The organism is Pseudomonas sp. B21-053 (assembly GCF_026016365.1).
GTDB lineage: Bacteria > Pseudomonadota > Gammaproteobacteria > Pseudomonadales > Pseudomonadaceae > Aquipseudomonas > Aquipseudomonas nunensis.
In genome coordinates this window covers 1,953,452-1,978,898 of record NZ_CP087205.1, presented here as the reverse complement: position 1 = coordinate 1,978,898, position 25,447 = coordinate 1,953,452, and the positions used below count along the sequence as shown (strand labels likewise).

The 25,447-nt window shown below is 59.6% G+C and carries 22 protein-coding genes and 4 tRNA genes; 11 read left to right on the top strand and 15 right to left on the bottom strand.

Features of this window, described 5'->3' with window-relative positions; genetic code table 11:
* Nucleotides 1-181: 181 nt before the first annotated feature.
* Nucleotides 182-1,990 (top strand): cytochrome c, encoded by a 1,809-nt coding sequence (locus LOY68_RS09075; protein WP_265044205.1) that lies wholly within the window; start codon nt 182-184, stop codon nt 1,988-1,990.
* Between the two features lie 28 nt (nt 1,991-2,018).
* A complete protein-coding gene (locus tag LOY68_RS09070; RefSeq protein WP_265044203.1) occupies nt 2,019-3,155 on the top strand; it encodes a catalase family protein in 1,137 nt (378 codons plus the stop codon).
* Nucleotides 3,156-3,369: 214 nt separating this feature from the next.
* Here the strand turns inward: LOY68_RS09070 and LOY68_RS09065 are convergent.
* The 4 genes from LOY68_RS09065 to LOY68_RS09050 all read right to left on the bottom strand — a co-directional run bounded on the left by LOY68_RS09065 (nt 3,370) and on the right by LOY68_RS09050 (nt 3,907).
* Nucleotides 3,370-3,446: transfer RNA gene (locus tag LOY68_RS09065), tRNA-Asp, on the bottom strand.
* 14 nt (nt 3,447-3,460) lie between these two features.
* A tRNA-Val gene (locus LOY68_RS09060) sits at nt 3,461-3,536 on the bottom strand.
* Nucleotides 3,537-3,735: 199 nt separating this feature from the next.
* Nucleotides 3,736-3,812: transfer RNA gene (locus tag LOY68_RS09055), tRNA-Asp, on the bottom strand.
* Between the two features lie 19 nt (nt 3,813-3,831).
* Nucleotides 3,832-3,907 (bottom strand) — tRNA-Val (locus LOY68_RS09050).
* A 159-nt stretch (nt 3,908-4,066) separates the two neighbouring features.
* Between LOY68_RS09050 and rdgC the strand changes: the two genes are divergently transcribed.
* The 3 genes from rdgC (at nt 4,067) to sugE (ending at nt 6,545) form a co-directional block, all read left to right on the top strand.
* Nucleotides 4,067-4,987, top strand: a complete 921-nt coding sequence (gene rdgC / locus LOY68_RS09045) for a recombination-associated protein RdgC (protein ID WP_054049554.1) — start codon at nt 4,067-4,069, stop codon at nt 4,985-4,987.
* A 158-nt stretch (nt 4,988-5,145) separates the two neighbouring features.
* Nucleotides 5,146-6,111 (top strand): bile acid:sodium symporter family protein, encoded by a 966-nt coding sequence (locus LOY68_RS09040; RefSeq protein WP_054049553.1) that lies wholly within the window; start codon nt 5,146-5,148, stop codon nt 6,109-6,111.
* 119 nt (nt 6,112-6,230) lie between these two features.
* Nucleotides 6,231-6,545: a quaternary ammonium compound efflux SMR transporter SugE gene (sugE, locus tag LOY68_RS09035; RefSeq protein ID WP_265044202.1), complete on the top strand. Its 315-nt coding sequence runs from the start codon at nt 6,231-6,233 to the stop codon at nt 6,543-6,545.
* Between the two features lie 126 nt (nt 6,546-6,671).
* On the opposite strand, the gene LOY68_RS09030 is transcribed toward sugE, so the two are convergent.
* From LOY68_RS09030 to LOY68_RS09015, 4 genes are all read right to left on the bottom strand, one after another.
* Complete coding sequence (locus tag LOY68_RS09030) at nt 6,672-8,546, bottom strand: MFS transporter (protein WP_054615695.1); 1,875 nt, start codon at nt 8,544-8,546, stop codon at nt 6,672-6,674.
* 112 nt (nt 8,547-8,658) lie between these two features.
* Nucleotides 8,659-9,810, bottom strand: a complete 1,152-nt coding sequence (locus LOY68_RS09025; RefSeq protein ID WP_265044200.1) for a TDT family transporter — start codon at nt 9,808-9,810, stop codon at nt 8,659-8,661.
* 105 nt (nt 9,811-9,915) lie between these two features.
* Nucleotides 9,916-10,227 (bottom strand): cupin domain-containing protein, encoded by a 312-nt coding sequence (locus LOY68_RS09020; protein WP_265044199.1) that lies wholly within the window; start codon nt 10,225-10,227, stop codon nt 9,916-9,918.
* A gap of 34 nt (nt 10,228-10,261) precedes the next feature.
* Nucleotides 10,262-11,161, bottom strand: a complete 900-nt coding sequence (locus LOY68_RS09015; protein ID WP_163909138.1) for a LysR family transcriptional regulator — start codon at nt 11,159-11,161, stop codon at nt 10,262-10,264.
* A gap of 160 nt (nt 11,162-11,321) precedes the next feature.
* Between LOY68_RS09015 and LOY68_RS09010 the strand changes: the two genes are divergently transcribed.
* A complete protein-coding gene (locus LOY68_RS09010) occupies nt 11,322-12,071 on the top strand; it encodes an SDR family NAD(P)-dependent oxidoreductase (RefSeq protein WP_265044198.1) in 750 nt (249 codons plus the stop codon).
* Nucleotides 12,072-12,115: 44 nt separating this feature from the next.
* Here the strand turns inward: LOY68_RS09010 and LOY68_RS09005 are convergent, their stop codons facing one another.
* Nucleotides 12,116-13,300: an MFS transporter gene (locus LOY68_RS09005; RefSeq protein WP_265044196.1), complete on the bottom strand. Its 1,185-nt coding sequence runs from the start codon at nt 13,298-13,300 to the stop codon at nt 12,116-12,118.
* Between the two features lie 91 nt (nt 13,301-13,391).
* On the opposite strand from LOY68_RS09005, the gene LOY68_RS09000 reads away from it, so the two are divergent.
* Together LOY68_RS09000 and LOY68_RS08995 are read left to right on the top strand one after the other, a co-directional pair.
* A complete protein-coding gene (locus LOY68_RS09000) occupies nt 13,392-13,931 on the top strand; it encodes a TetR/AcrR family transcriptional regulator (protein WP_163909135.1) in 540 nt (179 codons plus the stop codon).
* Nucleotides 13,932-14,152: 221 nt separating this feature from the next.
* Nucleotides 14,153-17,623, top strand: coding sequence for a PAS domain-containing hybrid sensor histidine kinase/response regulator (locus LOY68_RS08995; protein WP_265044194.1), 3,471 nt, complete (start codon nt 14,153-14,155; stop codon nt 17,621-17,623).
* 92 nt (nt 17,624-17,715) lie between these two features.
* On the opposite strand, the gene rmuC is transcribed toward LOY68_RS08995, so the two are convergent.
* Both rmuC and LOY68_RS08985 read right to left on the bottom strand, forming a co-directional pair.
* Nucleotides 17,716-19,080: a DNA recombination protein RmuC gene (gene rmuC / locus LOY68_RS08990; protein WP_163910401.1), complete on the bottom strand. Its 1,365-nt coding sequence runs from the start codon at nt 19,078-19,080 to the stop codon at nt 17,716-17,718.
* Between the two features lie 175 nt (nt 19,081-19,255).
* Complete coding sequence (locus tag LOY68_RS08985; protein ID WP_265044193.1) at nt 19,256-19,579, bottom strand: sel1 repeat family protein; 324 nt, start codon at nt 19,577-19,579, stop codon at nt 19,256-19,258.
* Between the two features lie 963 nt (nt 19,580-20,542).
* On the opposite strand from LOY68_RS08985, the gene LOY68_RS08980 reads away from it, so the two are divergent.
* From LOY68_RS08980 to LOY68_RS08970, 3 genes are all read left to right on the top strand, one after another.
* Nucleotides 20,543-20,767 (top strand): hypothetical protein, encoded by a 225-nt coding sequence (locus tag LOY68_RS08980; protein ID WP_003214941.1) that lies wholly within the window; start codon nt 20,543-20,545, stop codon nt 20,765-20,767.
* A gap of 274 nt (nt 20,768-21,041) precedes the next feature.
* Nucleotides 21,042-21,524: a hypothetical protein gene (locus LOY68_RS08975; protein ID WP_054049533.1), complete on the top strand. Its 483-nt coding sequence runs from the start codon at nt 21,042-21,044 to the stop codon at nt 21,522-21,524.
* A 146-nt stretch (nt 21,525-21,670) separates the two neighbouring features.
* Nucleotides 21,671-22,942 (top strand): OmpP1/FadL family transporter, encoded by a 1,272-nt coding sequence (locus LOY68_RS08970; protein WP_163909133.1) that lies wholly within the window; start codon nt 21,671-21,673, stop codon nt 22,940-22,942.
* An 89-nt stretch (nt 22,943-23,031) separates the two neighbouring features.
* Here LOY68_RS08970 and LOY68_RS08965 read toward each other — a convergent pair whose 3' ends face one another.
* The 4 genes from LOY68_RS08965 to LOY68_RS08950 are packed head-to-tail and all read right to left on the bottom strand — an operon-like array spanning nt 23,032 to nt 25,424.
* The gene (locus tag LOY68_RS08965; RefSeq protein WP_163909132.1) at nt 23,032-23,583 is read right to left on the bottom strand and encodes a glutathione peroxidase; all 552 of its coding nucleotides are present in this window, start codon (nt 23,581-23,583) and stop codon (nt 23,032-23,034) included.
* A 56-nt stretch (nt 23,584-23,639) separates the two neighbouring features.
* Nucleotides 23,640-23,762 carry a hypothetical protein gene (locus LOY68_RS08960; RefSeq protein ID WP_256735438.1) on the bottom strand — a complete coding sequence of 41 codons (123 nt, stop codon included), beginning with the start codon at nt 23,760-23,762 and terminating at the stop codon, nt 23,640-23,642.
* Nucleotides 23,759-24,967, bottom strand: a complete 1,209-nt coding sequence (locus LOY68_RS08955) for an MFS transporter (protein WP_265044185.1) — start codon at nt 24,965-24,967, stop codon at nt 23,759-23,761. The genes LOY68_RS08960 and LOY68_RS08955 overlap by 4 nt, the downstream gene beginning before the upstream one ends.
* A gap of 52 nt (nt 24,968-25,019) precedes the next feature.
* Entirely contained in the window at nt 25,020-25,424 is a 405-nt protein-coding gene (locus tag LOY68_RS08950) for a MarR family winged helix-turn-helix transcriptional regulator (RefSeq protein WP_265044184.1), read from the bottom strand.
* Nucleotides 25,425-25,447: the final 23 nt, after the last annotated feature.

Sequence of the window (25,447 nt, the reverse complement as noted above, 5' to 3'; positions counted from 1 at the left end):
AGGATACTGCTGATAAGTTCAGGTCTTTTAAAGCATTTCGGGAATGAGCTGGATGAAGTTTCTGTCATCTTCTTCTTATAGACGTCGATGCCGGATCCCACAACATCTGGCGTAATGGCCACTTGCCGCCACCCATGGAGCTGAGGCATAAGAGAGCTAAAAATCGACAAGGATGTTTATCTTGCGCCTCTTATCCCGCTTGCTGGTTCTGACCGTTGTGCTGCTGGTGCTCGGGTTGGCCGTGGTTCTGTACTACGTGGCCAATCCGAAGCTGCCCGACTACTCCCCCGCGCAACAGGTGCATTACCTGGAGCAGTGGAGCGCGGCTGATCGTCAGACTTACTACTTCACCCCCCAGGGCACCCAGGTCAAAGGCCTGCGTTACGAATGGTTCGAGGCGTTGGAACTGCCGTTTTCGCAGCAGCGATTCGCCGCCCCTGAATACCTCGCGCGCTTCGGTTTTCTGATCGATCCCGCGCAGAAAGCCGCGCAGAACAACCCGGGCAACTTGCCCGTGGGCTTTGCCCGGCACCAGAATCCCGGCAGTCAGGAGCAATTCCTCGACATCACCTGTGCCGCTTGCCACACCGGCGAATTGCGCTTCAAAGGCCAAGCCGTACGGATCGATGGCGGCACGGCGCAGCATGTGCTGCCGTCCAGCGTGCCGACCTTGCGCGGTGGCAGTTTCGGCCAGGCATTGGTCGCCAGTCTTGTGTCGACGTATTACAACCCGTGGAAATTCGAACGTTTCGCACGCAACGTGTTGGGCGCGGACTACGACGCTGGACATAAAGCCCTACGCGAGAACTTCAAAGACTCACTCGATACCTTTGTGAAAGTCGCGTGGAACGACACGCATCGCGGACTCTATCCGACCGAAGAAGGCCCCGGCCGCGCCGATGCGTTCGGACGTATCGCCAACGCCACCTTCGGCGATGCGATTTCCCCCGCCAACTACCGCGTGGCCAATGCTCCGGTGGATTATCCACAGTTGTGGGATATCTGGACGTTCGACTGGGTGCAGTGGAACGGCTCGGCGCAGCAACCGATGGCGCGCAATATCGGCGAAGCACTGGGTGTCGGCGCGACGCTGAATTTCTTCGACGCCAACGGCCAGCCGCTGCAAGGCGATGCTCGCTACCCTTCGAGCGTGCGCGTGCGCGACCTGAACCTGATCGAAGAAACCCTGCAACGCCTCAAACCGCCAGCCTGGCCGGAGGATGTGCTGGGCAGCGTCGATAAACCCTTGGCCGCTCAAGGTCGAGCGTTGTTCGCCGAAAACTGCGCCGGTTGCCATGTGCCGCGAGTGAAGCCGGTTGACGGACGCGAGGTGCAACAACTCAAACTGATTCCGGTCGCCGCCATCGGCACCGACCCCACGGCTGCCGACAATATCGCCGACCACCGTTTCGACCTGACGTCGCTGCAATGGGACCCGGCGGAGCTTGGGCAACTGGACGTGCAATTGCATCCCAAACCCACCGAGCCGCTGGACTTGAGCAAGCTCTCAGTGGCCAAGGGGCTGGCCTACGTCACGGCGTTCGTCGAGAACCGGGCGTACCGCGAGGCCAACGTCACGCCAGCAGAGCGACCGAAACTGGATGGTTTCGGCTTGCCGATTGGTGTCCAGGAACTGCGCGCCTATAAGGCCAGGCCATTGGCCGGCGTGTGGGCCACGGCGCCGTTCCTGCACAACGGTTCGGTGCCGAGCATTTATCAGTTGCTCTCGCCCCAGGACGAGCGCGCGACCACTTTCTATAAAGGCAGCTTCGAGTACGACCCTCGGCATCTTGGTTATCGCACCGAAGCCTTTAACAACGGCTTTGTGTTCGATACGCGCATCACCGGCAATCACAACAGCGGCCACGAATTCCGCGCCGGTGAGCGTGGCAACGGCGTCATCGGCCGCTTGCTGCAACCGCAGGAACGCTGGGAGCTGCTGGAATACCTGAAAGTCCTGGGTGGTCCGCTGGAGGCGCAATTGCCATGAACCCTGTCTTCGTCAAAAGGATTTGCTCATGCTGATTACGCTTTGGCTGCGCCTCGGCGCCCTCCTCGGAAAACTTCTGATTTGGCTGCTGGGCCTGGGGCTTTTGGGTTGGGCGTTGGCCACTGCGTGGTTTGCCTGGCAGCACAGCGGCGCGGTATCCGCCGATGAGCAGATCCCGGCCGGTGAAGCGGCGATGACCCAGGACATCATCCAGACCGCCGTGCGCATCGTCGATCAACACCGTGAAAGCACCCGCTATCTGCGCGATGCCCATGCCAAGGCCCATGGCTGTGTGAAGGCTGAGGTCCAGGTGTTGCCGGATCTGGCGGCGGAACTGCGTCAAGGTGTGTTCAGTGAACCGGGTAAAACCTGGCAAGCCACCGTGCGCCTGTCGAATGGCAACGCCTATCCACAGTTCGACAGCATCCGCGATGCCCGGGGTATGGCGATCAAGTTGCTCGATGTGCCAGGCAACCCGTTGCTGCCCGATCAGGCGAATCGTCACGAGCAGGACTTCGTGATGTTCAGTCATCCGAATTTCTTTGTCAGCGATGTCGCCGAGTACCGTCAGAATGTGGCCGCACAGGCTGACGGTAAGTCAGTGATGGCGTTCTTTCCAGGTTGGGATCCGCGCACGTGGCAGGTGCGTCATTTGTTTATTGCCCTGGCGACGCTCTCCCCTGCCCCGGACAGTCCGACGCAGACTACGTACTTTTCGGTTTCGCCTTACAAGTTCGGGGAAGCCAATGCCAAATTTCGGGTGATGCCGGATCCAGGAAGCTGCCCGGTCTATAACCTGCCGAAGCAGAATCAGGACCTGCCGAACTTCCTGCGCAGTGCGCTGAATCAACAGTTATCCACAGACCGCGTGCCGGCGTGCTTCGTCCTGCAGATCCAGCGCCAGGATGCGAACAAGTACATGCCGATCGAGGACACGAGCATTGAATGGCGCGAGAGTGATGCGCCGTTCGAGACGGTCGCGAAGATCAACGTGCCGGCGCAGGATTTCGATACCCCGGCGCTGAATCTGCAATGCGATAACCAGTCGTTCAACCCGTGGTTCGGGCTGGAAGCGCATCGTCCGATTGGCGGGATTAATCGTCTGCGCAAAGCGGTATATGAAGCGGTGAGCGATTACCGCCACAGCCGCAACGCCGAGCAATAACCCACAAATACACACAACCCCTTGTGGGAGCGGGCTTGCTCGCGAAAGCGGACTGTCAGCCAACATCTTCGGCGCCTGACACACCGCTTTCGCGAGCAAGCCCGCTCCCACAGGGGAATCGCGGCAGTCAGTCAAATCCCAGACGACAAAAAGCCCGCATTAAGCGGGCTTTCTGTGTGGTGACCTGGCGTTCAGCGTTCCAGGTTACCGAATATGGCGCAGCGGACGGGACTCGAACCCGCGACCCCCGGCGTGACAGGCCGGTATTCTAACCGACTGAACTACCGCTGCGCGTAGCGTGAAAGTGGTGGGTGATGACGGGATCGAACCGCCGACATTCTGCTTGTAAGGCAGACGCTCTCCCAGCTGAGCTAATCACCCTTTACCTTCGTTGCGGGGCGCATTGTGCCACAGATTTTCATAAAGTGTTGATTTAATTGAATATTTTTTCAAATAAATCTGAAAACCGGTGAAACGACACGACCTGCGGGAACAACGTACAAACTTGAGGCAGAAAAAAACCCGCGTGAGCGGGCTTTTCCGTGGTGACCTGGCGTTCAGTATTCCAGGTTACCGAATATGGCGCAGCGGACGGGACTCGAACCCGCGACCCCCGGCGTGACAGGCCGGTATTCTAACCGACTGAACTACCGCTGCGCGTAACACTAAGAACGAATGGTGGGTGATGACGGGATCGAACCGCCGACATTCTGCTTGTAAGGCAGACGCTCTCCCAGCTGAGCTAATCACCCTTCGCTTCGGTGTGGCGCGCATTCTACGGAGCACCCCAACCTCTGGCAAGCACTTTTTTAATTAATTTTCTCAGGCCTTCCAAAGGCTTAGAGAAGGGTTGGCCTATGGCGCCGCGAAGAGAATAATGCCCCCCTTTGTATAAAGGAGAGACTCGCCCCATGTGGTTCAAAAACCTGCTTATCTATCGCCTGACCCAAGATCTGCCTTTTGATGCCGAGGCGTTGGAAACTGCACTGGCGACCAAACTGGCGCGTCCTTGTGCAAGCCAGGAGTTGACCACCTACGGTTTCGTCGCGCCATTCGGCAAGGGCGAAGATGCTCCGTTGGCCCACGTCAGCGGCGACTTCCTGCTGATCGCCGCCCGTAAAGAAGAACGCATTCTGCCGGGCAGCGTCGTGCGTGACGCGGTGAAGGAAAAGGTCGAAGAGATCGAAGCCACGCAAATGCGCAAGGTCTATAAGAAGGAGCGTGACCAGATCAAGGATGAAATCATCCTGGCTTTCCTGCCGCGCGCCTTTATCCGTCGCTCGTCGACCTTCGCCGCCATCGCGCCGAAACAAGGCCTGATCCTGGTCAACTCGGCCAGCCCGAAACGCGCCGAAGACCTGCTGTCGACCCTGCGTGAAGTAGTCGGCACGCTGCCGGTACGTCCGCTGACCGTGAAAATGGCCCCGACCGCCACCATGACCGACTGGGTCAAAACCCAGAAAGCCGCGGACGACTTCTTTGTACTGGACGAGTGCGAACTGCGCGACACCCACGAAGACGGCGGCATTGTGCGCTGCAAGCGTCAGGACCTGACCAGCGAAGAAATCCAGCTGCACCTGAGCACCGGCAAAGTGGTGACTCAGTTGTCCCTGGCCTGGCAGGACAAGTTGTCGTTCATGCTCGACGATAAAATGACCGTCAAACGCCTGAAGTTCGAAGACTTGCTGCAGGATCAGGCGGAACAGGACGGCGGCGAAGAAGCCCTCGGCCAACTCGACGCCAGCTTCACTTTGATGATGCTGACCTTCGGCGACTTCCTGCCGGCGCTGGTTGAAGCGTTGGGTGGCGAAGAGACCCCACAAGGCATCTAAAGCTTTGTGATATCCACTGTGGGAGCGAGCCTGCTCGCGAAAGCGGTCTATCACTCAACACTTATGTTGTCTGATACTCCCCCTTCGCGAGCAGGCTCGCTCCCACATTGCTATCCCACATTCGATTTGTGGTGTTACTTAATAATAAGGATCAGGCCATGCGCGCCCTCGCCGCTTTAAGCCGCTTCGTCGGCAACACCTTCGCCTACTGGGTGCTGATTTTCGCCGTCGTGGCGTTCTTGCAGCCTGCGTGGTTCATTGGCCTGAAAGGCGCCATCGTGCCGCTGCTGGGGCTGGTGATGTTCGGCATGGGCCTGACCCTCAAGCTTGAAGACTTCGCCGAAGTCGCTCGCCATCCGTGGCGCGTGGCTCTGGGCGTGGTCGCTCATTTCGTGATCATGCCGGGTATGGCGTGGTTGCTTTGCCAGGTGTTTCACCTGCCGCCGGAAATCGCGGTCGGCGTGATTCTGGTCGGTTGCTGCCCAAGCGGCACGTCGTCGAATGTGATGACCTGGCTGGCTCGCGGTGATCTGGCGCTGTCGGTGGCCATTGCCGCCGTCACCACCCTCCTCGCCCCGCTACTGACCCCGGCGCTGATCTGGCTGCTGGCTTCGGCGTGGTTGCCGGTGTCGTTCATGGAGTTGTTCTGGTCGATCCTGCAAGTGGTGCTGCTGCCGATCGTGCTCGGCGTGATTGCGCAACGGGTACTCGGCAACAAGGTGCGTCACGCGGTAGAAGTGTTGCCGCTGGTGTCGGTGGTGAGCATCGTGATCATCGTCGCGGCGGTGGTGGCGGCCAGTCAGGCGAAGATTGCCGAATCCGGCCTGCTGATCATGGCGGTGGTGATGCTGCACAACAGCTTTGGCTACTTGCTGGGTTACTTCACCGGGCGCCTGTTCAAGCTGCCGCTGGCCCAGCGCAAGTCGCTGGCACTGGAAGTCGGCATGCAGAACTCCGGTTTGGGCGCCGCGCTGGCCAGCGCGCACTTCTCGCCACTGGCGGCGGTGCCGAGCGCGTTGTTCAGTGTGTGGCACAACATTTCCGGGGCGCTGCTCTCGACTTATTTCCGCCGGATGAGCGAGAAAGAAGACCGCGAAATCGCCGCGCGGGAAGCAACGGAGTAAGCGCCAAACTTGATCCCCGGGTTAAGGATTGGCACTCTATGGCGCAACGCGAGGACGACCTCGCGGCTCGATCGAGTCATTAATCTGGGGACGACCCCGTCAATCGATGGAGGTCTTTCATGTCCTGGATCATTCTGTTTTTCGCTGGCCTGTTCGAAGTCGGCTGGGCCGTCGGCCTGAAATACACCGACGGCTTCAGCCGCCCGCTCCCCACCGCACTCACCGTCGTCGCCATGGCCATCAGCCTGGGTTTGCTCGGCCTTGCCATGAAGGAATTGCCGCTGGGCACGGCCTATGCGATCTGGACGGGCGTGGGTGCGGTGGGCACGGTGATCGCCGGGATTATTCTGTTTGGGGAATCGATGGCGCTGTTTCGGTTGGCGAGTGTGGCGTTGATTATTGCCGGTTTGATTGGGCTTAAGGTTAGCGCTTAGGCGGCTACCGCTTTCGCGAGCAGGCTCGCTCCCACAGTGGATTAATGGTGTGTCTGCTATTTGTGACACACCAAATTTCTAATCTGGGAGCGAGCCTGCTCGCGAAGAGGCCCTCAATCACACCAACTACCTAACGGCCCCACGCAACTCCCCCACCATCGCCTGCAACTTCGCCGGCTCAGCCACTTCAACCGCCACCGCCGGCCCTGCCACGATGGTCACCCGCGACCACAACCGGCGGAACAAACCCTTGCCCGGATCGCGGCTGAAGAAACTCCCCCACAACCCTTGCAACGCCAGCGGAATCACCGGCACCGGTGTCTCTTCGAGAATCCGCGTCAGCCCGCCCCGGAACTCATTGATCTCACCGTCAGCGGTCAGTTTTCCTTCAGGGAAGATGCACACCAACTCGCCGTCCTTCAGATACTGGGCAATCCGCTTGAAGGCCTTTTCGTAGATCTGGATGTCTTCCTGACGCCCCGCGATCGGAATCGTCCCCGCCGTGCGGAAGATAAAGTTCAGCACCGGCAGGTTGTAGATTTTGTAGTACATCACAAAGCGAATCGGCCTACGCACCGCGCCGCCAATCAGCAAGGCATCGACAAACGAAACGTGATTGCACACCAGCAACGCCGCGCCTTCGTCGGGAATCAGGTCGAGGTTGCGATGCTCCACGCGGTACATGGAATGGCTGAGCAGCCAGATCATGAAACGCATGCTGAACTCGGGAACGATGCTGAAGATGTAGGCGTTGACGCCGATGTTGAGCAGCGACACCACCAGGAACAATTGCGGGATCGACAGTTTCACCATGCTCAGCAGCACGATCGAGACAATCGCCGACACCACCATAAACAATGCGTTGAGAATGTTGTTGGCCGCGATCACCCGCGCCCGCTCGTTCTCGGCCGTGCGTGATTGAATCAGGGCATACAGCGGCACGATGTAGAAACCACCGAAAATCCCCAGCCCGAGGATGTCGATCAACACCAGCCAGGTATGGCCGAAACCAAGGACTTCGATCCAGCCATGGCCGGTCACGCTGTCCGGAATACCGCCGGAATGCCACCACAGCAGCAAGCCAAACACGGTCAGACCAAACGAGCCGAAAGGCACCAGACCGATCTCGACTTTGCGCCCTGAAAGCTTCTCGCAGAGCATCGAACCGAGGGCGATACCCACCGAGAACACGGTCAGGATCAACGTCACCACGGTCTCGTCGCCGTGCATCCATTCCTTGGCGTAGGCCGGGATCTGCGTCAGATAAATCGCCCCGACAAACCAGAACCACGAGTTGCCGACAATCGAACGCGACACCGCTGGCGTCTGCCCCAGGCCCAGCTTCAAGGTGGCCCAGGACTGAGTGAAAATATTCCAGTTCAGGCGCATCTCGGGGGAAGCGGCCGCCGCGCGGGGGATGCTGCGGCTGGCCAGGTAACCGAGCACCGCGACACCGACAATCGCGGTGGAGACGATGGGCGCGTAGTGCCCGGACGACATCATGATCCCCGCGCCAATGGTCCCGGCGAGGATCGCCAGGAACGTGCCCATTTCCACCAGGCCGTTGCCGCCCACCAGTTCCTCTTCACGCAAGGCTTGCGGCAGGATCGAATACTTCACCGGCCCGAACAGCGCCGAGTGAGTGCCCATGGCGAACAGCGCCACCAGCATCAGCGACAGGTGATCGAACATAAAGCCGACCGCGCCGACCGCCATGATCGCGATTTCGCCAAGCTTGATCAGACGAATCAGCGCGTCCTTGGCGAATTTTTCCCCGAACTGCCCGGCCAGCGCCGAGAACAGAAAGAACGGCAGGATGAACAACAGCGCGCACAGGTTGACCCAAATCGAGCGGTCACCGTCGATGGTCAACTTGTACAGAATGGCGAGGATCAACGACTGCTTGAAGATGTTGTCGTTGAAGGCCCCGAGGGACTGTGTCACGAAAAACGGCAGGAAACGCCGGGTGCGGAGCAAGGTGAACTGTGAGGGGTGACTCATCTTCCGTGTTTCCCTGATGTTGGGTAGCTGATGTTAGGTAGAGAGCGGCGTGGATGTTGTTATTCGAATATCGAACGCCGATCCAGGCCACACATTACCTAAACTTTGCAGGTTATTTCTTTAATCCTGCAATGCACGGCGATACAAACAGCTCGCCACGCCACGCGCCCTGCACGGTGCGCTTGCCGACAATCAGCCACATCACCGCCAGCAACGCCACCAGCACACAGCCGAAGACACTGAAAAAGGTGAGGTTCAAGGTGCTGGCCAGTTTCAACGTTGCCAGAGAATAGACGCCCAGCGGGAAAGTGAAACCCCACCAGCCAAGGTTAAACGGGATGCCGGCGCGCATATAACGCACGGTGATCAGCACCGCGATCAACATCCACCACAGCCCGAAGCCCCACAGCGTGATCCCGGCCACCAACCCCAGCCCCTCGGCGATTTCGCCAATGCCTGGCAAGCCATTGGCGGCGAAGATTGCCGGGGCATCGGCGCCCAGCAGCAACATGCCCAGCGCGCCAGTGCCGATTGGGCCGAGCGCCAGCCAGCTCGAGGCGGCCATGTTTTCGTGGGGCAGTTTATGCAGCGCCATGCGCAACAACAGAATTGTCAGAATGCTGAACGCCACCGGTAGGGAAAATGCCCACAGCACGTAGCTGGTCACCAGCACCACCAGTTGCGCATGGGCCTCGGCCAGGTGCGGCGCCAACAGTCCACCGCTGGCGGCCGCCACTTCTGCCGCGACCACGGGCAATAGCCAGACAGCGGTCATTTGGTCGATGCTGTGTTCCTGACGGGTGAACATCATGTACGGAATCAACACCCCGCACGCCAGGGACATCGCCACATCCAGCCACCACAACACTTCAGCCACATGAATCACCCCGTCGCCCCAACGTGGCAAACCGAACACCAGGAAGCCGTTGATGATGGTCGCCAGGCCCATGGGAATCGTGCCGAAAAACATCGAAACGGTGGAGTGACCGAAAATCCGTCGCGCCTCATCGAAGAACAATACCCAGCGCGCGGCGTACAACCCGGTAAACAACACAAACAGAAAGATATTGAACAGCCACAAGCCCTCGGCCATCGCGTGCAAACCGGGGATCGCGACGGGCACTTGCGCGAGCGCCAACGCGAGCACGCCCGTGCCCATGGTCGCGGCGAACCAGTTCGGGGTGAACTGGCGAATCGCTTCCAGCGGACGCGGAAGAAGACTTAAAGGTTTGTAACCGGGCTTGGCAGCATTGGGGCAGATCATGGCGAACTCCTGTCCTCTGATGAGGTAGAGCCCATGGTAGATCCGGATCGAATATCTATATAAAGGGTAATATCTCTAACTGTTATCTGTTTTACAGATATACGGTCAGACGCTGCCCTCTGATTCGATCACCAAAATCCGCGCCACGCCGACGGGATGCGCCACATGCGCAGTGCCCACCGATGCATAAAAAATATCGCCGACTTCGAGCAAGGTTTGCTGCTCGACGCCCTCTTCGCGGTAATGCATTTGCACTTGCCCATCGAGCACCACAAACACTTCCTGACCATCATTGACGTGCCATTTATACGGCTGGTCGGTCCAGTGCAAACGCGTGGTGATGCCGTTCATGTTGGCGATGTCCAGCGCGCCCCAGGCACGCTCGGCAGTGAAGGATTTGCTGCGGATGATCTTCATGGGGCGGTCCGTCGAATGGGTGGCGAGGCCAAGGCTAACTCAAACCGGCGAACAACTGCGCCAGCCAATCAATAAACACCCGCACCCGGTTGCTCAGGTGGCGGTTCGGCGGGTACAGCACATGAAACGGATAGCGCGGCGGGCGCCAGTCTTCAAGGATCGGCACCAGCTCGCCGCGCTCGATGTGCGCCTGCACGCTGTAGGTGAAGGTGTGAATGACCCCGAGTCCGGCGAGCCCTGCAGCCAGGTGCGCATTACTTTCGTTGACACTGAATCGCCTCTGGCCGCGGATCTCCAGTTTTTCGCCATGGCGTTCGAACCGCGCCGGCATCACGCGCCCGGTGCGGGCCGAGTGGTAGGTGATTATGTGATGGTTTTTTTCCAGGTCGCGCGGGTCGGACGGCGTACCGAAACGTTCGAGATAGCCCGGCGTCGCACAGGTGACCCATGACGACGTCCCCAACGGACGCGCTGCCATGGAAAGCTCATCCAGCGGCCCACCGCGAATCACGCAATCGACGTTTTCACTGATCAAGTCGACCTGCCGATCACTGACGCCCATTTCAATCTGGATATTCGGATAACGCGCATAGAAATCCGGCAGCGCGGGAATGATCAGGAGCGTCGCCACTGAACCACCGACGTCCACGCGAACCTTGCCCCGGGATTGGCCCTGGGCGCAGGCGAAGCTGTTGTCCAGATCATCCAGCTCCACCATCAACTGCATGGCGCGCTCGTAATAAGCCATGCCATCGGCCGTGACGGTGAGCCGGCGCGTGGTGCGCTGCAGCAGCCGTACGCCGAGGTGCTCCTCCAACTCGGCGACCAATTTGCTGACGGAGGTTTTCGGCAAACTCAAGGAGTCAGCGGCTTTGGTAAACGACCCCGCCTGCACGACGCGGGCAAACACGCGCATGGCCAACAATTGATTCATGACGAACACCTCAGGCAACAGGCCCTGAGTATTGTCCACAACCATGTACAAACAAACCCGATTCTGGTGATTTTTCTGCTGAATCTTGAGGCATAGAGTGGGTTCAACGGCGCACAACCTGGCCGACCAATTCCTACATGACTCAGCGGAGATTCACACAATGAGCAGCACCCTCAAAGGCAAAATCGCATTGATCACTGGCGGCACCACCGGCATCGGCCTGGCCTCGGCTCAAGCCTTCGTCGACCAGGGCGCGACGGTCTTCATCACCGGTCGCCGTCAGGCGGAACTGGATGCGGCGGTGGCCTCCATCGGCCACAACATCACCGGGATTCAGGGCGACGTGTCGAACCTGGCCGATCTGGATCGGATCTTTGCCGTGATCAAAGACCAGGCCGGCGCGCTGGATATTGTGTTCGCCAACGCCGGCGGCGGCGACATGCTGCCACTCGGTGCAATCACCGAAGAACACTTCGACCGGATCTTCGGCGTCAACGTCAAAGGCCTGCTGTTCACCGTGCAGAAGTCCCTGCCCCTGTTGAAGGACGGCGGTTCGGTGATCCTCACGGCGTCCACCACTGCCACCAAAGGCACGGAAAACTTCAGCGTCTACAGCGCCAGTAAAGCTGCGGTGCGCAACTTCGCCCGCTCATGGTTGCTGGATTTGAAAGCACGCAAGATTCGCGTCAACGTCATCAGCCCCGGCCCGATTCATACGCCTGGCTTGACCGGAATTGCGCCGCCGGATCAGCAGCAAGGCCTGCTGGACTTCCTGACCAGCCAGGTTCCAATCGGTCGCCTCGGCGAGCCGGGCGAAGTGGGGAAAGCGGCGGTGTTCCTGGCTTCGGATGACAGCAGCTTCATCAACGGGATCGAGCTGTTTGTGGATGGCGGGTTCGCGCAGATTTGATCGGTGCCATAAAAAACGCGGCGCCTTGATGGGCGCCGCGTTTTTTATGATTGGCAGACTTTCAGTGATCGTTGGCGCATCAATGTCGCCAGCGCCCCCACGGACAGGACGATCAATACCGCGCCATAACCATCGGTGGTCGCGATCAATCCAAAGGTGCGGGTCAGGTTTCCGGCCAGCAATGACGGCAAGCAGAACGCCAGATAGCTGAGCACATAAAATGACGACATCAAACCGGCCCGTTCATGGGGCAAGGCCAGCGATACGAGGCTGCGCACGGCACCGAGGAAACCGGCGCCGAAGCCGCAGCCCGCCACCAGCGTACCAATGAAAAACAGCGGCAGGCTGGCGATGTGAACCGCCGTCAGGATCAGCACAATGCCTGCCGGCAGCAGACTGGCGCCCAGGCGCAGGACCTTGTCCGCCGGCCGATTGCGCAGGGTGTAGATCATTAACGCACCGGTTACCGACAACGCGGCGACGGTCGATCCGCCAATCAGGTTCGAGGTCGAACCGGTGGCGGTGCGCACCAGCGACGGCGCCAAAGACGCGAAGAAACCACCCAGCGCCCACACCGCCGTGTTGATCGGCAGCACCGCCCACAATGTGCGCCGCGCCTGCACCGGCACATGCAAAGTCGGGCGCAGCGAAGCCCAGACGCCAGGCTGCGGACTGACAGTTTCCGGCAGGCGCCAGACGTACAACGCCTGCATCGCAAACAACGCAAGCAGCACCCAAAAGGTCAGCTGTAATGGCAGCGGCGCAAATTCGGCCAACAAGCCGCAACCCATCGCCCCGACGGCCATACCCAGCAACGGCGCGACACTGCTGATCAACGGCCCGTGCTGGCGGTGAGTATCCAGCAACGCAGCGCTCAACACGGCGGTGGCCATGCCTGTCGCAAACCCCTGAAGGACCCGGGCGCTGATCAGCCAGGTGACGCTGTCGGCATTGATAAACAGCAACATCGCCAAAATGTTCAGCACTGTCGCGGTGAAGATCACCGGTTTTCGCCCGAGGAAATCCGAGAGTGAACCGACGGTCAGCAGCGCCACCAGCAAGCTGAGGGCGTACACGCCGAAGATCAGGGTCAGGGTCGCGGCGGAAAACTGCAGTTGATCCTGATACAGGTGGTACAACGGCGTCGGCGCCGTGGAAGCGGCGAGAAAACTGAGTAAAGTGATCGCCAGAAACCACAGGCTGGAACGATTTGATGCTGGATGAGACATGGGCACACTCCGCAAAAGCTAAGTTTTTGCTTTTGCGGAGTGTGCTACTGACCAGCGCTTAAAGCAAATTCTTTGTGTTAAGGTCCGATCCATGGCTATTAAAGAAGGTTTACGCCCGGGCGGCAGAAGCGCCCGAGTGCAAGAGTCGATTCATTCGGCGGTCCGCGCGCTCCTCGAAGAGCAGGACCGCGCGTCCGTGACCGTGCCGCAAATCGCCGCGCGCGCGGGGGTGACGCCGTCGACGATTTATCGGCGCTGGGGCGATTTGTCGGTGTTGCTGGCCGACGTCGCCCTCGCCCGCATGCGCCCCGACAGCGAGCCGGCCAACACCGGCAGCCTGCGCGGCGACCTGCGCGCGTGGGGCGAGCAGTATCTGGATGAGATGAGTTCAGAACTGGGTCGCAACCTGTTGCGCGACATACAGTGCAGCTCTACGCCGGGCTTTTGCGTGGCGATCATCGGCGGGCAATTGCAGACCATTCTGGATCGATATCCGGATCAACCACTGCCGAGCGTTGATCGCCTGATCAACCTGATCTCGGCACCGACGGTGTTTCGCGTGCTGTTCTCGGCGGCGCCGCTGGAGGTTGAGGAATTGCATCGGTTGATTGAGATTGCGTTGAGTCAGTAATACCCCCATTCGCGAGCAGGCTCGCTCCCACATTGGAATGCGATCAAATGTGGGAGTGAGCCTGCTCGCGAAGAGGCCCGCCCAAACACCCAAGATCCGAAGCCCTGCCCCCCTGCGACACCCCGCCACGCCACGACCTTGGTCGACACTGACGAACCCGTGCCATCGTGCGAGACTGTCTGTCCGGGCCTGAACCCCGGTGTCTTTTGTCTGGAGTTTCCATGTCGCTGTCCAGCGGGCTGATCGCCGCCGTTGCCCTGGCCTATATGGCCATCATGTTCGCCATCGCCTTCTACGGTGACCGTCGCAGCGCGCCGTTGCCGCCGCGTGTGCGTGCCTGGGTCTACAGCCTGTCGCTGGCCGTGTATTGCACCAGTTGGACCTTCTTCGGTGCCGTGGGCCAGGCCGCCGAACAGCTCTGGTCATTCCTGCCGATCTACCTCGGGCCGATCCTGCTGCTGGTGTGCGCGCCGTGGGTTTTGCAAAAAATGGTGATGATCAGCAAGCAGGAGAACATCACCTCCATCGCTGACTTTATCGCCGCGCGCTACGGCAAATCGCAATCGCTGGCGGTGGTGGTGGCGCTGATCTGCCTGGTCGGCGTGTTGCCCTACATCGCCTTGCAGCTCAAAGGCATCGTCCTCGGCGTGAACCTGTTGATCGGCGCCGGGGCCGACGCTATGGGCACCCGCGCCCAGGACACGGCGTTGATTGTCTCGCTGGTATTGGCGCTGTTCACCATCGTGTTCGGCACGCGCAACCTCGACGCCACCGAACACCACCGCGGCATGGTGCTGGCGATTGCCTTTGAGTCGCTGGTCAAGCTGTTCGCTTTTCTGGCGGTCGGCGCGTTCGTGACCTACGGCTTGTACGACGGTTTCGACGACTTGTTCGACCAGGCCATGCTCGCCCCGCGCCTGGAGGAATACTGGAAAGAAACCATCAACTGGCCGTCGATGGTGGTGCAGACCGGCGTCGCGATGATGGCGATTATCTGCCTGCCCCGGCAGTTCCACGTCACGGTGGTGGAGAACATCGAGCCCCAGGATTTGCGTCTGGCCAAGTGGGTGTTTCCGGCCTACCTGGCATTGGCGGCATTGTTTGTAGTCCCGATCGCCCTCGCCGGTCAGATGTTGCTGCCGAGTTCGGTACTGCCGGACTCCTTCGTGATCAGCCTGCCGCTGGCCCAGGCCCACCCGGCGCTGGCATTGCTCGCATTTATCGGTGGCGCTTCGGCGGCCACCGGCATGGTGATCGTGGCCAGCGTGGCGCTGTCGACCATGGTCTCCAACGACATGTTGCTGCCGTGGTTGCTGCGCCGCAATAACGCCGAGCGGCCATTCGAAGTGTTCCGCCAATGGATGCTTTCGGTGCGCAGGGTCACCATCGTGGTGATTTTGCTGCTGGCGTACGTCAGCTATCGCCTGCTCGGCTCGACCGCGAGCCTGGCGACCATCGGCCAGATTGCTTTCGCCGCCGTAACTCAATTGGCCCCGGCCATGCTCGGCGCGTTGTACTGGAAACAGGCAAACCGTCGCGGTGTTTTTGCCGGCCTCGCCGCCGGGACATTCCTGTGGTTCTACACCTTGATCCTGCCGATTGCCGCCCACAGCCTCGGCTGGTCGCTGAACAGTTTCCCCGGACTGGCGTGGCTGCACAGCAACCCGCTGAACCTGCCGATCACCCCGTTGACCCAAGGCGTGGTGCTGTCATTGGCGGGCAACTTCACGCTGTTCGCCTGGGTCTCGGTGCTGTCGCGCACGCGGGTGTCCGAGCATTGGCAGGCGGGGCGATTCATTGGTCAGGAAATCAGTGCCCGACCCAGCGCCCGCTCCATGCTGGCGGTGCAGATCGACGATTTGCTGCAACTCGCCGCGCGGTTTGTCGGTGAAGAACGTGCGCGCCAGAGCTTTATCCGCTTCGCCTATCGCCAGGGCAAAGGCTTCAACCCGAACCAGAACGCCGACGGGGAATGGATCGCTCATACCGAACGCTTGCTGGCCGGTGTCCTCGGCGCTTCTTCGACCCGCGCGGTAGTAAAAGCTGCGATCGAAGGTCGGGAAATGCAGCTGGAGGACGTAGTCCGCATCGCCGACGAGGCGTCGGAAGTGTTGCAGTTCAACCGCGCGCTGCTGCAAGGCGCGATCGAGAACATCACCCAAGGCATCAGCGTGGTCGACCAATCGCTGAAACTGGTGGCCTGGAACCGGCGTTATCTGGAGTTGTTCAACTACCCGGACGGCTTGATCAGCGTTGGCCGACCGATTGCCGACATCATTCGCTACAACGCCGAGCGCGGGCTGTGCGGCCCCGGTGAAGCGGAAGTGCATGTCGCCCGACGCCTGCACTGGATGCGTCAGGGTCGTGCCCACACCTCCGAGCGACTTTTCCCCAATGGCCGTGTGATCGAGCTGATCGGCAACCCGATGCCCGGCGGCGGTTTCGTCATGAGTTTCACCGACATCACCGCGTTCCGCGAGGCCGAGCAGGCACTGACCGAGGCCAACGAAGGCCTGGAACAACGGGTGACCGCGCGGACTCACGAACTCTCGCAACTCAACGTCGCCCTGACCGAAGCCAAAGGCACCGCCGAGTCGGCCAACCAGTCGAAAACACGTTTCCTGGCGGCGGTCAGCCATGACTTGATGCAACCGCTGAATGCCGCGCGCCTGTTCTCCGCCGCCCTGACCCATCAGGACGACGGCTTGTCCAGCGAAGCGCAGAAACTGATCCATCACCTGGACAGTTCGTTGCGCTCGGCCGAGGACTTGATCAGTGATTTGCTGGACATTTCCCGCCTGGAAAACGGCAAGATCAACCCCGATCCCAAGCCGTTCGTGCTCAATGAGTTGTTCGATATCCTCGGCGCCGAGTTCAAGGCGCAGGCGCAGGAACAAGGGCTGAAATTCCGTCTGCGCGGCAGCACGTTGCGCATCGACAGCGACATCAAGTTGCTGCGACGGATCCTGCAAAACTTCCTCACCAACGCCTTCCGTTATGCCAAAGGCCCGGTACTGCTGGGCGTTCGCCGGCGCAAGGGTGAACTGAGCCTGGAGGTCTGGGACCGTGGGCCGGGGATTCCGGAAGACAAGCAGCAAGTGATTTTCGAAGAATTCAAACGCCTCGACAGCCACCAGACCCGCGCCGAGAAAGGCCTGGGTCTGGGCCTGGCGATTGCCGACGGCTTGTGTCGGGTGTTGGGCCACACCTTGCGCGTGCGCTCCTGGCCGGGACACGGCAGCGTATTCAGCGTCAGCGTGCCATTGGCCCGGGCGCAGACAATGGCGCCGAGCAACGTGGTCGAACTCAATGGCAAATTGCCGAGCGGCGCGCAGGTGCTGTGCATCGATAACGAAGACAGCATTTTGATTGGCATGAACAGCCTGTTGACGCGCTGGGGTTGCCAGGTCTGGACTGCGCGCAATCGTGAGGAATGTGCTGCGTTGCTCAGTGACGGGATGCGTCCGCAGTTGGCGTTGGTGGACTATCACCTGGATGACGGTGAGACCGGCACCGAGTTGATGGCGTGGCTGCGTACCCGTTTGGGTGAGCCCGTGCCAGGGGTGGTCATCAGTGCGGATGGGCGACCGGAGACAGTGGCGCAGGTGCATGCGGCGGGGCTGGATTATCTGGCGAAACCGGTGAAACCGGCGGCGTTAAGGGCGTTGTTGAGTCGGCATTTGCCCTTATAAAAGCAAACGTCAAAAGATCGCAGCCTTCGGCAGCTCCTACAGGTTTTTGTGTACCCCCGTAGGAGCTGCCGAAGGCTGCGATCTTTTGATCTTTATTCCGGCAACTCGGCCAATCCATCCACATCGGTCATCGCCCGTTCGAGCAAATCCGCCGGCAGGCTCTTGCTCGCTCGCGCGCCCAACAGCTTCAGTTGCTCGCTGCGGCTGACCAGGTTGCCGCGCCCTTCTGTCAGTTTGTTGCGCGCCGAGCTGTAGGCTTTATCCAGTTGCTGCAAGCGATTGCCGACTTCGTCCAGGTCCTGAATAAACAACACAAACTTGTCGTACAGCCACCCCGCCCGCTCGGCGATTTCCCGGGCGTTCTGGGTCTGGCGTTCCTGTTTCCACAGGCTGTCGATAACCCGCAACGTCGCGAGCAACGTAGTCGGGCTGACGATCACGATGTTGCGGTCGAATGCTTCCTGGAACAGCGTCGGCTCGGCCTGCAACGCCGCGGAAAATGCCGCTTCGATCGGCACAAACAACAGAACGAAATCCAGGCTGTGCAGACCGTCGAGGCGCTTGTAATCCTTGCCGGACAGGCCTTTGACGTGATTGCGCAGGGACAGCACGTGCTGCTTGATCGCGATTTGGCCGATGGCATCGTCGTCGGCAGCGACGTATTGCTGATAAGCCGTGAGGCTGACCTTGGAGTCGACCACCACTTGCTTGTCGCCGGGCAGATAAATGATCACGTCCGGCTGGAAACGCTCGCCGTCCGGGCCTTTGAGGGTGACTTGAGTCTGGTACTCGCGGCCCTTCTCCAGGCCGGCGTGTTCAAGCACGCGTTCGAGAATCAGCTCGCCCCAGTTGCCTTGGGTTTTCTGGCCTTTCAAGGCACGGGTCAGGTTGGTGGCTTCGTCGCTCAGACGCAGGTTGAGCTGTTGCAGGCGCTCCAGTTCCTTGGCCAGGGAAAAGCGTTCACGGGCTTCGGCTTGATAGCTTTCTTCAACGCGTTTTTCGAACGACTGGATGCGCTCTTTCAGCGGATCAAGCAACTGTCCGAGGCGCTGCTGACTGGTTTCGGCGAAACGCTGCTCGCGCTCGTCGAAGATCTTGCCCGCCAGCTCGGCGAACTGCGCCCGCAATTCATCCCGTGAGCCCTGAAGGTCGTTGAGACGTTGCTGATGGCTTTCCTGCTGTTCGCGCAGCTCCGCGTTGAGGGAAGCGGTCTGCGCGTCCAGGCGACGCAACTCAGCCTCTTTGCCGGCGCGTTCGATATTCCAGGCGTGGGCCGCATCGCGGGCGTCGTCGCGTTCGATTTGCAGCAGCTCGACTTCACGGCGCAGCGCGGCAAGATCAGCTTGCTTGGTGGAGTTGGCCTGGCTCAGGTCACCGATTTCGTCGCGGCACGCATCGAGCTGGGCATTCAGGCCGTCCTGGGCCAATTGGGCCATGGCCAGTCGCTCTTCCAGCAGTGCGATGCCGGCCTGCCCTGCACTCGCGCGGCGCTGGATGTGCAAGGCCAGCGCCAACAATGGCACTGCTGCGCCCGCCAGACCGAGCAATATGCTGGTCAAGTCCATAGCCATAGCGACTCCTGCCGATGAGATAAAGCCTGAAGGTTAACCAAGGCGTCAGGTCTTGGACAGCTCAGTCTTCGATCAGCCCCAGTTCCTGCTGGGCGCGGCGGTCACCGGCGCGGGCGGCCTGGCGCAGCAGGTCGTGGCCGATGCGCCGATCCCGGGCGTTGCCACATTCGCGGCACATCAACTGTCCCAGACGACTTTGCGCGGCCACCACGCCTTCGCGGGCCGGTTGCTTGAGCAAACGTCCGGCAAAATGTTTGACGTTGTGGTTATCGCCCAGGCGCGGGCTGTCCAGTAGCCACTCGGCCACACGCATGGAAAAGCGCTTGGGTGGGGTAACAGTCGGGGGCGTTGCGGTAACAGCGGTTGATACTGAGCGAAACTTCATAAAGCACTGTAGGGCAGATCGGAAGGCGCGCCACTCTACTCTTTTTTTCTTACAGGTAAAGTCGAAAAAAACCCGGCACGCCCGTCCTAGAGCAAGCGCTTGGGACAATCCACAGAAGCTGTGGATAACTCAGTGGACAACCGCCCTTGAACTCTCGCAAAGCCCTGTGGAATGGGGCTCGCAGTCAAACTGACGATTTTTTCACCAGTAAAAAAAAGCGATGTTTTTCATTGACTTAAATTTTCATTACAGGCACCCACTGCGATTGAAGCCAAGGTGACAGTGGCGTGACAGGCTGCGCAACTTATGTGCACAAGTACCTTTACGACGGTTATATCAATGCGCTTTTTCGGCGCGTTTTGCAGCCAAGGCCTGGGGATAAGCCTTGGCAGCGAGGCGACCGACGGCAAAGGCCTGGGCCATTGCGGGGCAACCTCGTTGTTTTCAGCCTATAATCACGCCCCCGGAAGTGACTGAATGGCCGCGCCAACAATCTTTTTTGCTAACACACTTCCTTTCTCAAATTCAATCCGTTAGTATCCGCGGCGTTAGTACCAAGCTGAAAGTCAATTCTGGTCGAACAAATCCCCCCGGTCAGCCTTCCCGTAGAGAGAAGCCTCCACCGACAAAGCGGGATCGACCACCTCGATGGTTTCCAGGTAAACCTTGTGTCAACACTGCCTTTGAAATGAATGCAAAGGGTGTTGCGAAGCTCACTTACTCTGACCGAACCAGCCTGCAAATTGATCAGGATCTTCACCCCGGGCCCCGAACCTTTGCCCTTGATGTGTTGCCTGCCCTCCTAAGTACCTACCTGCCAGCCCAAGCGCGCCAATTATCAGCGCTTCAAACTGGCTGCTTTGTTCCAGTCGGGTTCTTCGTTCGACCAATGGTGGTCGTCGTCACTGGAACGTTTTAATTTTGCACGGTTCTTATCCGTGTCGCTTGTAGGAACACCTAATAATGTCTACTCAAATCCACACTCAGGATGCCATTCGCACCCTAACTAACGCTTTTGCCCCAATGAACTGCCTGATCATGGCCGCTCGCAAAGGCTGCTTCAGCTTCACTCTGGTCAACGAACACGGCATCGCCCGTCACAGCGAACGCCTGTACCCCGATCAATACTCCAGCGCTGAACCGCTGCAGGCCGTGATCGATCGTACTCGCCAGGCACTGGTTGCCTGAGACGCCAGAAAGACTGAAAACCTCAAAAGCCCTGCTCAAAAAGCAGGGCTTTTTATTGCCCGATATTTCTCATTCCCCGCTCAACGCTTAAGCACTAACCGATATAACGGTTATAACTGGCTGCCGGAAATATTTTAAAAACAGTCCTTTACGGCGCGAATATGACACTACACTTCAACTCAAGCGGCTTGATCCGCTTCCGGCGAGCCTGATTCGATTCACTGCTGCCAAGCCCCTTCAGGTATCGCCGCCCATTTCATGTTTCGAGGGCTTTATGGGTATCGCTGCCAGCGAACTGTGCCGTTATGTGATCCGCCCGACCTTGATTTACCTCGGGCGCCATAGCGCAACTGCCGAATCCCTGTTGCTGGGCATCGCCGCCAGCCAGTCAGCCCTTGGCTCCGCCCTGCATGACCGCCGTGGACATGGCCTGTATCGAATTGCCGAGCCCCGTCATCGGGCGTTGTGGGATCACTATCTGGCCCTCGACCCTGAGCGAGCGAGCCTGGTGCGTGGCCTGGCCAGCCAGCACGCCTTTTTAAGCAGCCCGCATCTGGAATTGACCGTTAACCTGCGTTACGCCACCGCCATCGCCTGGCTGTTGGTAGAAGAGCAAAACACTCCCCTCCCCGATCCCGATGATTTGCTGGGCATGGCCCGAATCTGGCGCCAGACCTTCCAGCCTCAGGGACGCCTGCGCGATTTCACCTGCGCCTGGCAAACTTGTGTTTCATCGATGAATCAAGTCGCTTGCTGACCTCCCCGTTTCACAAGATCTCGCAACAGGACGCGAATCTGGTCTGATTGTCCTACAAAACCGCTCTAACTCAACCCATACAGGCTATAGCGCTGGGACGAAAATGTTGGTAATTTTCGCCCCGGTGATCACCAGGAGTTCTAATAATGAAAAAAGTCATGCTCAAAACCACCCTTAGCCTCGCCGTTACCTTGGCATCCACCCAGCTCTTCGCAAGTGGCTTCGCCATCAACGAACAAAGTATTAGCGGGATGGGTACAGGTTTTGCTGGGCGATCTTCCTCTGCCGATGACGCAAGCACCATTTTTGGCAACCCTGCCGGCATGTCCCGCATCAAGCGCGAACAAGTCACCGGCGGCGCTGCAATGCTCGACGCACACACCGATATCAGCAAAGCCAGTTCCAGCCCGAACAGCGGCAGCAACCACGGCGACATGGTGCCGTTCATCGCCGTGCCGATGGGCTACTACGTCAAGCCTATCGATGATCAATGGGCAGTCGGTGTAGGCGTATACGCACCGTTCGGCCTGGTGACCGACTACGAGCACGGCTTCGCCGGCCGTTACTTCGGCAGCACCAGCGACGTTAAAGTCGTGACCCTGCAACCCACCGTGAGCTACGCCTTCAACGACAAGGTGTCGATCGGTTTCGGCCCGACCATCAACCGTATCGACGGCAAGCTGGAGTCGAACATCTCGGCTACCCAGGCCGCTCCGGATGGCGAAGTCAAAATCAAGGGCGACGATACCGCGCTGGGCTACAACATCGGGATCCTGGCTCAGTTGACCGACAGCACACGTGCTGGCCTGACCTATCACTCGAAAGTGAAGTACAAGCTCGAAGGCAACACCAAGGTCAACTACGGCGTACTGGGCCTGCTGGGCCAGAACCCGAGCCAGAAGTACGACGCTTCGCTGGACCTGACCACGCCTGAATCGGTGGATTTCTCGGTCACTCACCAGCTTGATGACAAGTGGACCCTGTACGCAGGCAGCACCTGGACTCGCTGGAGCCGCCTGAAAGAAATCACCGTGGAAAACAAAGGTGTTCCGACCATTCTGAACGGTCAATTCGGCTCCATCACCGAAGAACAGAACTGGCACGACACCTGGGCTCACGCCATCGGCGCGTCCTACCAGCTGAACAAGCAATGGGTCCTGCGTACCGGTCTGTCCTTCGACCAGGCGCCGACCAACAACGTCGACCGTTCCCCACGCATCCCGACTGGCGATCGCAAGATTTTCAGCCTGGGCGCCGGCTGGAGCCCGACCGACGACCTGACCATCGACGTCGCGTACTCGTACCTGCGCGAAGAGGCGGTGACGGTCAACAACACCAACGACCGTGGCCAGAGCTACAACGCCAAGTATGAAAACTCGGCGAACGGTTTTGGTGTTGGCGCAACCTACCGCTTCTGATGACTCACAGCGAGGCTGAACCGCTCGCTGCCTGAATCGAAAAAGCCCCGCTCTCTTGTACAGAGGCGGGGCTTTTTAGTGGGTGTCGATCAGGGTTTCGAGGCCAGGGCTTTCTCGACAGCCTCGATGAACTCAGGGTTGTCGGGTTTGGTCAGGCTGGAGAAATTGGCAATCACCTTGCCTTGGCGATCGACCACGTATTTGTAGAAATTCCACTTCGGCGCGCTGCTCTGTTTGGCGAGGCTCTTGAACAGATGGGTCGCATCGTCACCGCGGACTTTCTGCGGCTCGGTCATGGTGAACGTCACGCCGTAGTTCACGTAGCAGACCTTGGCGGTCTCGGCGCCATCCTTGGACTCCTGCTTGAAGTCATTCGACGGAACGCCGATCACCTCAAGCCCTTGATCCTTATAGCGCTGATACAGCGCTTCAAGGCCTTTGAACTGCGGGGCGAAACCGCAGAAGCTGGCGGTGTTGACCACCACCAGCGGCTTGCCAGCGAAGCGCTGGCACAGATCGATGGACTCCTTGGCCCGCAACTTGGGCAGCGAGCCCTGTAACAGCTCGGGACAGTCGGCCGCCTGGGCCAATCCGGTAAACGCCATCAGTAACGCGGGGACTGCAAGCCAGCGTTTCAGCATGTCGGTGGATCCTTGAAAAGTCGTCAGAAAACGAAGTTACTCGCCCTCCTATATGGCTAGCAAGCACCCATGCCCAACTGCATCAGCGCCAGCCCGCCCTGATGCCAGCCCCACCAGGCCAGGGCCAGCAGCAATGCACCGCCGGCGACTGCAATGATGCGCGGCCAAAGACTGTTCATATCGCACTCATTTGGGTTTGCAGCCGCGCCACCGGCCGCTCGCGTACCGGCCAGTTCAAGGCTGCCGCCAACAGGCTTAAAAGAATCGCCACTTGCCAGATCAAGTCGTAGCTCCCGGTCCGGTCATACACCACACCGCCCAACCAGCCGCCGAGGAACGAACCGAGCTGGTGAAACAGGAAAACAATCCCACCGAGCATGGACAGGTTTCGTACACCGAACAAGGTCGCTACGGTGCCGTTGGTCAATGGCACGGTGGATAACCACAAAAAACCCATCGCCATGCCAAACAGATACGCCGTGGTCGTGGTGACCGGCGCCCACAGGAACAGACCAATCACCACCGCTCGTAGCAGATACAGACCCGTCAGCAAACGCGGCTTCGACATCCGCCCGCCGAGCCAGCCGGCGGTGTAGGTGCCGAAGATATTGAACAGCCCGATCAGCGCCAGCACCGTGGTGCCCACGGAGGCCGGCAAATGTTGATCCACCAGATAGGCCGGCAAGTGCACGCCGATAAACACCACCTGGAAGCCGCAGACAAAAAAGCCGAACGCCAGCAGCCAGAAACCGGAGTGGGAACAGGCTTCGCGCAGCGCTTCGGACAAGGTTTGCTCATGGCCGAGGGTCGGCAGTGGCTTGTCCTTGAGCATGCTCACCAGCGGCACGATCAGCGCCACCAGCAGGCCCAGCACCAGCAACGCGGCGGACCAGCCGAGCCAGCCAATCAGCCCCAGCGTGCCGGGCAACATGGCGAACTGGCCGAACGAACCGGCGGCGCTGGCAATGCCCATGCCCATGCTGCGTTTTTCCGGCGGCACCGCACGGCCGACCACGCCGAGGATCACTGAGAACGAGGTGCCCGACAGGCCGATACCGATCAACAGACCGGCGCTCAGGGACAAGGTCACTCCCGAGTCGGCAAAGCCCATGCAGATCAGGCCCGCCGCATATAACACGCCGCCGACCAGCACCACTTTTGCCGCACCGAAGCGATCAGCCAAAGCGCCGGTGAACGGCTGCGCCAGGCCCCAGATCAGGTTTTGCAGGGCGATGGCAAACGCAAACGTCTCACGGCCCCAGCCGAACTCGGCACTCATCGGCGCCAGGAACAGCCCGAAGCCGTGTCGCACGCCCAATGACAACGCCAGAATCAGCGCACTCCCCACCAAAACCCAACCGCACGTACGCCACATCGATGTCATTCTTATTCTCCGGTAGCGGGTATATACCCGCTTAAGGTCGGACTAACCGGCGTCAAGCCAGTTCGTCCAGCAATCTCAGTAAGGTTTCACGTTTTTCGGCGCCCAGACGGTCAGTCAACCGCTGCTGCGCCGCTTCCCAGGCCGGCAAGGCGGCTGCCAAACGTTCTGCGCCAGCCTCGGTGAGCTTGACGATGCGGTTGCGCATGTCCTCGCCCTCGACCAGCATCACCAGCCCTTCGCCTTCCAGCACGCGCAAATTGCGCCCCAACGTGCTGCGGTCCAGGCCCATGGCTTCGGCCAGGGTGGAAATACTCGGTTGATCCAGACGCTGCAAATTGCACAGCAAAGAATACTGGGCAACGTTGATCCCGAAGCCATCAAGAGCGCCGTCGTAATGCCTGCTGACGCCACGGGCGGCGCGACGCAGGTTGATACATAAACATTGGGAATCGAGCATGGTGCGTGTATATACCCGCGGTT